8 protein-coding genes are annotated in these 7,271 nt (G+C 61.1%); 5 read left to right on the forward strand and 3 right to left on the reverse strand.

Going from position 1 to position 7,271, the window contains the following annotated elements:
- Positions 1 to 56 precede the first annotated feature (56 nt).
- From ADG881_RS04770 to ADG881_RS04780, 3 genes are read right to left on the reverse strand one after another with little or no spacing between them, the layout of a single operon-like run.
- Positions 57 to 2,132 (reverse strand): hypothetical protein, encoded by a 2,076-nt coding sequence (locus tag ADG881_RS04770; protein WP_007148999.1) that lies wholly within the window; start codon positions 2,130 to 2,132, stop codon positions 57 to 59.
- Complete coding sequence (locus ADG881_RS04775; protein WP_007148897.1) at positions 2,090 to 2,755, reverse strand: 2OG-Fe(II) oxygenase; 666 nt, start codon at positions 2,753 to 2,755, stop codon at positions 2,090 to 2,092. Before ADG881_RS04775 ends, ADG881_RS04770 begins: the two co-directional genes overlap by 43 nt.
- A gap of 19 nt (positions 2,756 to 2,774) precedes the next feature.
- Positions 2,775 to 3,242 carry a YbjN domain-containing protein gene (locus ADG881_RS04780; protein WP_039926142.1) on the reverse strand — a complete coding sequence of 156 codons (468 nt, stop codon included), beginning with the start codon at positions 3,240 to 3,242 and terminating at the stop codon, positions 2,775 to 2,777.
- Positions 3,243 to 3,412: 170 nt separating this feature from the next.
- Here ADG881_RS04780 and ADG881_RS04785 point away from each other — a divergent pair, with 170 nt between their 5' ends.
- From ADG881_RS04785 to ADG881_RS04805, 5 genes are all read left to right on the forward strand, one after another.
- Positions 3,413 to 4,102, forward strand: a complete 690-nt coding sequence (locus ADG881_RS04785) for a hypothetical protein (RefSeq protein WP_007151560.1) — start codon at positions 3,413 to 3,415, stop codon at positions 4,100 to 4,102.
- 234 nt (positions 4,103 to 4,336) lie between these two features.
- On the forward strand, positions 4,337 to 4,897 hold the full coding sequence (locus ADG881_RS04790; RefSeq protein ID WP_007149877.1) for a PadR family transcriptional regulator: 561 nt from the start codon (positions 4,337 to 4,339) through the stop codon (positions 4,895 to 4,897).
- Positions 4,897 to 5,709, forward strand: coding sequence for a DUF1853 family protein (locus tag ADG881_RS17215; protein WP_007149463.1), 813 nt, complete (start codon positions 4,897 to 4,899; stop codon positions 5,707 to 5,709). The genes ADG881_RS04790 and ADG881_RS17215 overlap by 1 nt, the downstream gene beginning before the upstream one ends.
- Positions 5,706 to 6,743 (forward strand): DUF2804 domain-containing protein, encoded by a 1,038-nt coding sequence (locus ADG881_RS04800; RefSeq protein ID WP_007148459.1) that lies wholly within the window; start codon positions 5,706 to 5,708, stop codon positions 6,741 to 6,743. The genes ADG881_RS17215 and ADG881_RS04800 overlap by 4 nt, the downstream gene beginning before the upstream one ends.
- The gene (locus tag ADG881_RS04805) at positions 6,737 to 7,267 is read left to right on the forward strand and encodes a DUF4282 domain-containing protein (RefSeq protein WP_007150581.1); all 531 of its coding nucleotides are present in this window, start codon (positions 6,737 to 6,739) and stop codon (positions 7,265 to 7,267) included. The genes ADG881_RS04800 and ADG881_RS04805 overlap by 7 nt, the downstream gene beginning before the upstream one ends.
- The last annotated feature ends 4 nt before the right edge of the window (positions 7,268 to 7,271 follow it).

The following is a 7,271-nucleotide window of genomic DNA, read 5'->3' on the forward strand; positions in this document are numbered from 1 at the left end:
TTGCTCCAACCGGCCAGTTGTCACTGGATAAGAAAATGGGGGCCTGCAAATTACTTTCAAGGGGCAGGAAGAATTTTTACCGTGACAGTCTGGGGAGGCAGCGAGAACCCGTCAGGAGCACCGGCAGCGACAGTGGTTGCGGTCACGGAAATGGCCGTGCCTTTTCCCTGAAACAGAATCGGTACACGCACACAGACCCGCTCACCCGCCGTAACCGTCCAGGCAGGGCTTTTACCGCTCTGCCATTGTTCACTGTTGCCAGAACAGTGGCGGTCCATCAGCAAACTGCGCACCGCCGGGTGGGCGCTGGCGAACTGCACCTGCCCGCTAAGGCTGGCACGGTATTCAAACCGCAGCACCGAGGTGCTGCCCGTTTCCAGATGCTGATTGTCAGGCCCCCGCCAAAGCGGCTCGGACACCAGCCCCAATAACAACGGCCCGGAATGTTGATCCGGCAACGCACGCAACCCCCAACGCAGCGTCTCGCCGACATGCTCGCCCGCCTGACCGTTAAGGCCCGGCAATTGCGGGACGTGCCAATGTTCTGGCAGAGCCAGGGTCAGGGCCAGTGGTTGCCCCTGGCTGCGAGCTTCAGAAAGCCGGAACTGGAAATGCCCACCTTCCACTGTGCTGATCCTGCCGGGTTCGTTGCCCGCACCGGCCAGGCTCACAGCCCACCCCGCCAAACGACGCTCCCCCGGATCCGGCTGGCCGTTAAACGCCAGGGCCGGCTCCCCGGCGCCGTTGTCGTCGAACAGCTGCCCGGTAATCCAGTGGCCCGCCGGCCGACAACGATAGCCCGCCACTACACCCGAAACCGGTAACGGGCGCAGAGCCGGCATGATGCCATCCCGGGCCGCCAGCGGCTGGCCTGCCCCGCCAGCGCCCCCGGCACCGCCACCCGCGCCACCGGTTTGCTCAATGCTTGCCGATACCGTCGTTGCCGTAGGCGCATCCAGCCAGAGCGTCCCACCGGCACCGCCACCGCCGCCAATGGCCTCCGTCCGGCCTGTACCTATGATCACGCGCCCCGGCAAACCACTCAGATCCAGCAGGCCCTCGCCCACAAGCCGCGCAGTCCGAATCACCAGCAGGCCGCCACCCGATCCCCCGTTTCCTCCCTCGCCGTTGCGCTTGGCAGCCGCTCCGCCGCCGCCGCCCAGTATCCAGCCTGCCACCGCCGGGTGGCCTCCCTCACCGCCACCCTGCTCCGGCGCACCCTGTTCACCGGCGCCACCATTACCGCCGCCACCGCCGTTACCCAACTGCTGGTGCGCCAGATCCAGCCCATTGCCCCCACCACCGGCATTGGCGGGCGCGCCCCTGGCCATATCGCCCTGGGGGTAGCCCAGCGTCGCAGCGGGCAATAGCAGTAAAGGGGTGCCAGCAAGGCCCTCCCCCTTGCTGCCATGGTGGCCATAGCCCGCCGCCTGATCGTCCACACTGGGCGTGCTGTAGCGCCAGTCATCCGGCCGCCCCAACGCCCCCTGCAACGACACCGCCGGCGCCCCGCGGAAACCCGTGCCGCGCACCGACAGGGTGTGGCCATTGAGGTCCAGCTGGCGGCGCACATCCACTGCCAATACCCCACCGGTGGTGCCATTCCAGGGCAACGCCGCCACATCCTGCTCCAGGCTCAGGCTGTCGAATTGTGGCACCCGCACCAGCTGCCAGCGCCGACGGCCCTGTTCCTCGTTAGCCGGGGCATTGTCATAATGATGGAGCAGCCCACCCCCCGGGCCCGCGCCGAGGATGCGCACCTGATCGGCATCCACCCGCTCGATGCGCACCCACTCTTGCGCCCAGTTTGCAGGCGTATCGCCACGCACCTGACCGTAGGCCGGGGAATTCGATGTGTTGATGGGGGCGCCCTGAACCTGCATTAACAGGGCGAGATCGCCGGGCTGCAGCACAGCCCGGCCACGGGAATGGGACAACGTCAGAGTACGCGTGCCCGGGGGCAACGCCTGGTTGTCCGGACCGGAAAAATAACCATTGATGGTGCTGCCAGACAACATGGCACCGTCACGCCCCGGTTCGGCACATAGCGCCGCGCCTACCGGATGCGGCAGCAGCAGGCAGCCCAGTATCAGCGCGGCGGATCGAGCCAGTCGGCGGTAGTGTTGTTGCAACGGAACCATCCGGCAATACTGTAGCGTTCCCGGGTAGCTGCCAAGACTTCGTGGGGAATTTTCTCGCTGAGGAACGCCACCAGCGTCCCCGCACGGGGCTCCACCTCAGTGGCCACACGGGTTGCATCCGCCTCCGGCCAGATACGCAGGCGCCCACCCCATTCGCTTTGCCAGTTATCGTTGAGATAAAGCACCACAGACAGCAAACGGCCATTGTTGCCGTTAAAGGCATCCACGTGGCGCTGGTAGAAATCCCCCGGCCCGTAAATGGCAAAATGGGATTCCAGCTCGAACAGGCCCATGAAGAGCTCGCGATTGACCGCCAGCCGCAGGCTTTCCAGCCCTTCAAACAACTGGCACTGGGCCAGCGAATCGCCTTTGAGCCAGCAGGTGCGGTCGCTGCGAACGCGGGTATCCTTCTGGTGTTCCTGGCGACGGCCAATGCCGGCAAGGCGAAACTCGCCGTGCTGGTCCTTGTAACACGCCTCCTCGCGCAAGGCCCGCACCAGCGCCGCCGGGAAATAGCCGGGCGCCACCGCGAAACCCTGCCGGGCCAGCCCATCAATCAGGCCATCGAGTGGGCTGCCGCCCACCCCGCCCAACAGATCCGCATTATCATGCACTGGCTGTGCCCTCTCGCTGTTAGTGCAACGCCCCACCGGCGTCAGGATCAAAGTCGTCTGGCCATAGCAGCCAACCTTCCTCCTGGCATTCATCCAGCAATTGCGAGGTGGCATCCACCGTCGCCTGCACAAAATAGATGAACTGCTCGAAGGTCACCCCATTACGCCCCAGTAGCAGATCGCACACCACCAGGCGGGGCAGGGAATCATCGTTCACGTCCAGAAACAGCTTCACCGACGGATACGCCATGTTGAGCCGGCTCAATTCCGCCTGTACTGCAAACAAAGCGGCCGGGCGCACTTCCAGTTCACTGGTCAGCAAGATGCCATCGTCCTCCACGAACAGCCGCGCATCCACCACCCCTTCACGGCCCTGCAACTCAGACAGGTGCAGCGCATGGCAGTGCTCACAGATATAGTGCTGGATATTGGCCTGCTGCAACCAGCGTTTTACCTGGTCCGCATCCGCGTTCACGACGCCTAACATGACATTCTCCTCAGGCCCGCCATCACGCGGGTTTCTTGCCGGTCGCGAATCATCTGCCATTCGCCGGGAAAAAGAAATAGCCACCCGGCCACCACTTTGGGTCATTCATCCCTGAATACCCGCTGGGTAAGATGGGGTTTCGTGCCTGATTGCCTGAAAGGAATAAAAGAATGACAACTCCCCATGTGGCCTTCCGCTCCAGTGACAGCCTTCATCAGCGTACTGATGCCTTTATCCAGCGCATGAACGGTGGCGCCAAACGCCCGGAACCCAAGGAAATTGAGGCCATCATGGCCCAGTTTATCGAGGAAGCCCTGGCCGCCTTCATCACCCGCGCAGCGCAGGCTGCGGATCTGAGCCCCGGCATGTTCAAAGTGGTCAACATGACCTGCAGCACCATCAGCAAAACCACTCACCTGGTGATCGGCCGCAGTGCGAAAAAAATGGACCTGACGCAGAACCAGGCCGCCGCCGACTATATGGATCAGGTACGTCACCCTGCCACCGACGGCGACCACTGGTATGTGGCCTTCCCCGTCAGCGAAGCGCACTGCGCCCAGTGCAAGGACGTCATCCGCTTATGCCAGGAGGGAGAAGAAGACAAGGCCCGCCGCGAACTGGCTGCCTACCTGCTCACGCTCACCGATGAAGCGATCGACTGGTACTTCCAGCGCCCCATGGCCCTGCTAGGTTTCGGTCCGGTGCTGCGCAAAGTCGCCAACGTGGGCGTGGAAACCACCCGCAAGGCCAGCCGTAGCCTGATCAGCAACCTGATCCCCAAGCTGGGGCCGGAGCAGCTGCTCGCCTCGGCGCAGTATCAGGAGAGCATGCTGCTCTCCTTTCCCCCTCGCACCCGCTAAGACAACCCCCCGGCTGACGTTGCACTGACATGGAAGTGCAACGTCGTTTTCCTTTATCCGCTACACGGCCTACACAGTGCATCTCTTTTGATAACAAATACTTACACTTGCCGGGTCTTGTAGGCTAACTTCACCAAGTTTTTACAAAACTACTTATTCAACGGATTGCGCAGCAACTACACAGCTCTCTACTATCAAATTGGTATTACATCACAAAAAAACGAGGAGTGAGCCGTGTCTTTGCGCCATGCCATACTTGTCCTGCTACAAGACCAGGAAGCCAGCGGTTACGACCTCGCTCGCGAATTTGCCAACAGTATTGGGCTGGTATGGAACGCCACCCACCAGCAGATTTATCTGGAGCTGGGGAAGCTCAACGACCAGAGCATGGTGAAATATCGCCATATCCCCCAGGACGGCAAACCGGACAAAAAACTGTACCGGATCACGGATGAAGGACGCGACGAGTTAATTCGCTGGCTTCGCAAGCCAGCCGCACCACCACGCATCCGCGATGCGTTCATGGTCAAGATTGCCGGCGGCGATCTGTCCGACAGTGCGTCCATACTCCGAGAGCTGGACGACCAGGCCGATCTGCGCCGTGAACGGCTAAACACCTTCGAGTCACTGGCCAGCAAACTGGATGACACCAGCCGCGACCGTGACCTGTTTACCTACCTGACCCTGCGCCGGGGCATCCTTGATCAACAAGCCTGGCTGCACTGGGCTGACGAGGTTCGCAGTGCCCTGAAAAAACGTGAAGAACGACCCGTATCGGTGCCTACATCGGTGTAATGACCCACAACGCAACAGACACCCTGCTCCGCCAGCTCGGCTGGCTGGTTCAGGCTCCCGCCCTGTTGCCCTGCACCCCCTTTCTGGATGCCGGACACCTGCTGCAGCGAGAGCTGCAAGCAGATCCGGCATTACTTCATCGTGCCGCTGCTCAATTACAGAGCCACTCCGCCCCACGGCGCCTGGGGCTGATCTTCGAGCAGTGGGTCGCCGCCCTGGTGGATGCCAGCCCGGGGCTGGAGCGCATTGCCAGCAACCTGCCCATTCGCGAGCAAGGACGCACCCTGGGCGAGCTGGACATGCTGATCCGTGACCGACTGAGCGGCGAACTGTGGCACTGGGAGTTGGCGCTCAAGTTCTACCTGGCCACCGCCGAGCAATGGTATGGCCCCAATCGCCACGACACCCTGGCCCGCAAGGCGCATCACCTCTACCAACAGCAACTGCCTCGCTCGCAATCGGACATTGCCCGCACCCAGCTGGCCGAACAAGGCTGGGAGGTGCACGGGCAGGCTCTACTGACCCGCGGCAGGCTCTTCTACCATCGCGCTATCCCTCCCACCGGTGTGAAACCAAACCCCGGGCACGAGCGAGGCTGGTGGCGCACCACCGACGAGCTGGAGGACGGCCCCTGGTCAATCATTGAACGCCCGTGCTGGCCCACCCCTTTTATGTCAGACAAAGGTACCAATTTCGTTGATCGCGCCACCGTGATTGACTATGTTGAAGGCCATTCACGCGCGCTCATGGTCACGGGCCCTCACCATGACCAACCGGGCTTCATTGTTCCTGTCAGCTGGCCAACCCCATGACATTTCAACAACAACCGCCGGCACTGGTGGACAACCAGGGTCGAGTTGCTTTCGGTGTGTTCCCGGAAACCGTGGCAAACATTAACGGCCGTGCGGCGGATTACCGCACGCCCATGGGCAAACCGGCCTCTTCCTTTGCCCGGCATTTTCATTACAAGCAGTTCCAGTATTTCGGCATCATCAGTGATGAGCTGCTGGCCGGCTGCGCTTTTGCCCATACCGGCTACCTGGGCATGGCCTTTTTCTACCTGTTTGAACCACAAACCGGCGCCCTGCACGAATACACCTGGCGCTCCCCCCTGGGCAGGGACCTGCGCATGTCGGCATCGCCGCAACAGGGCGAAAGCGTATTCCGGCAAAAAAACGTGGATATCCGACTGGGCTACCAGCAGGACGACCAGGGAGCATTGAGCAAAAGCCTGTCAATCAAACTGGATGGTCTGACACTGGATGCTCATATGAACGAGGGCCCGGCATACCAGCCCATGTCCCTGTGCACCCGCACCGGTATTAACGGCTGGGTTTATGCCAACAAGGTAGCCGGCAAAGCCGTCACCGGCTCATTACAACGTCAGGGCAAACACACTGACCTGAGCGCCATCGACGCCAACGGCCACCATGATTTTTCCGCCGGTTATATGCGCCGTGAAACGTTCTGGAACTGGGCCTGCCTGTCTACCCGGGTTGGTGATACCCGGGTCGGGCTTAACCTGTCCTGTGGTGTCAATGAGACAACCTTTTCCGAAAACTGCCTGTGGATCGATGATGTCATGGTCCCCACCGGCGGAGTGATATTTGATTACAACCGTGACGAGCTGATGCAACCCTGGACAATCCGCAGCCTGTGCGGCCGGGTACACCTTCAGTTCACCCCCAACGGAAACCACAAAGAGCGCCTCAACCTGGGCCTGTTTGCCAGCAACTTCAACCAGCTGTTTGGTCACTTCGATGGCGAGCTTCGCCTGGATGACGGGCGCCGCCTGCCAATCGAACGCCACTACGGTTTTGTCGAGGAGCAGTACGCAAAATGGTAGATCAACAACGCGATGCCAGCGAGGAGACCCTCCAGCCGCCCGCACCGGAAAAATTCAACGAAAAAGTCCGCCGGGGATGCTTCTGGGTAGTGCAATACTGGCGCGAACTGTTCAACTTCAAGTTCGATAAATACATGATCATCCAGGTCATGCCGGGGGTCTACGGCATTGCCCTTGCCGCCATCGCCATGGGCCTGCTGTACCTGTGCGTGGAAGCCTTTATGGCATCCACCTGGCGCGGTATTTTTTACTTCTTCTTCGCCGCACCACTCACCTTCCTGGTCGCGGCATCGGTACTGCGAGCCCTGCTCGAGTTCTACATGGTGGTGTTCAAGATTTCCGAACATGTGGATGAGCTGGTGGGCTTGCGTGACACGGTGGATCGCCTGTCCGGCATCAGCGACAGTGTCGATGAAATGGTTGCCGTAACCCGTCGCATTCCTTTCTGGCGTGCCCTTTCCGGGGGCCGCCCGCGCCCGGAGAAAAAAGCGCCTGCAGACAGCCATAAAGACGACAAGAAATAACGGC

This window comes from Alcanivorax sp. DG881 (assembly GCF_000155615.1).
In the GTDB taxonomy this organism is placed as follows: Bacteria; Pseudomonadota; Gammaproteobacteria; order Pseudomonadales; family Alcanivoracaceae; genus Alcanivorax.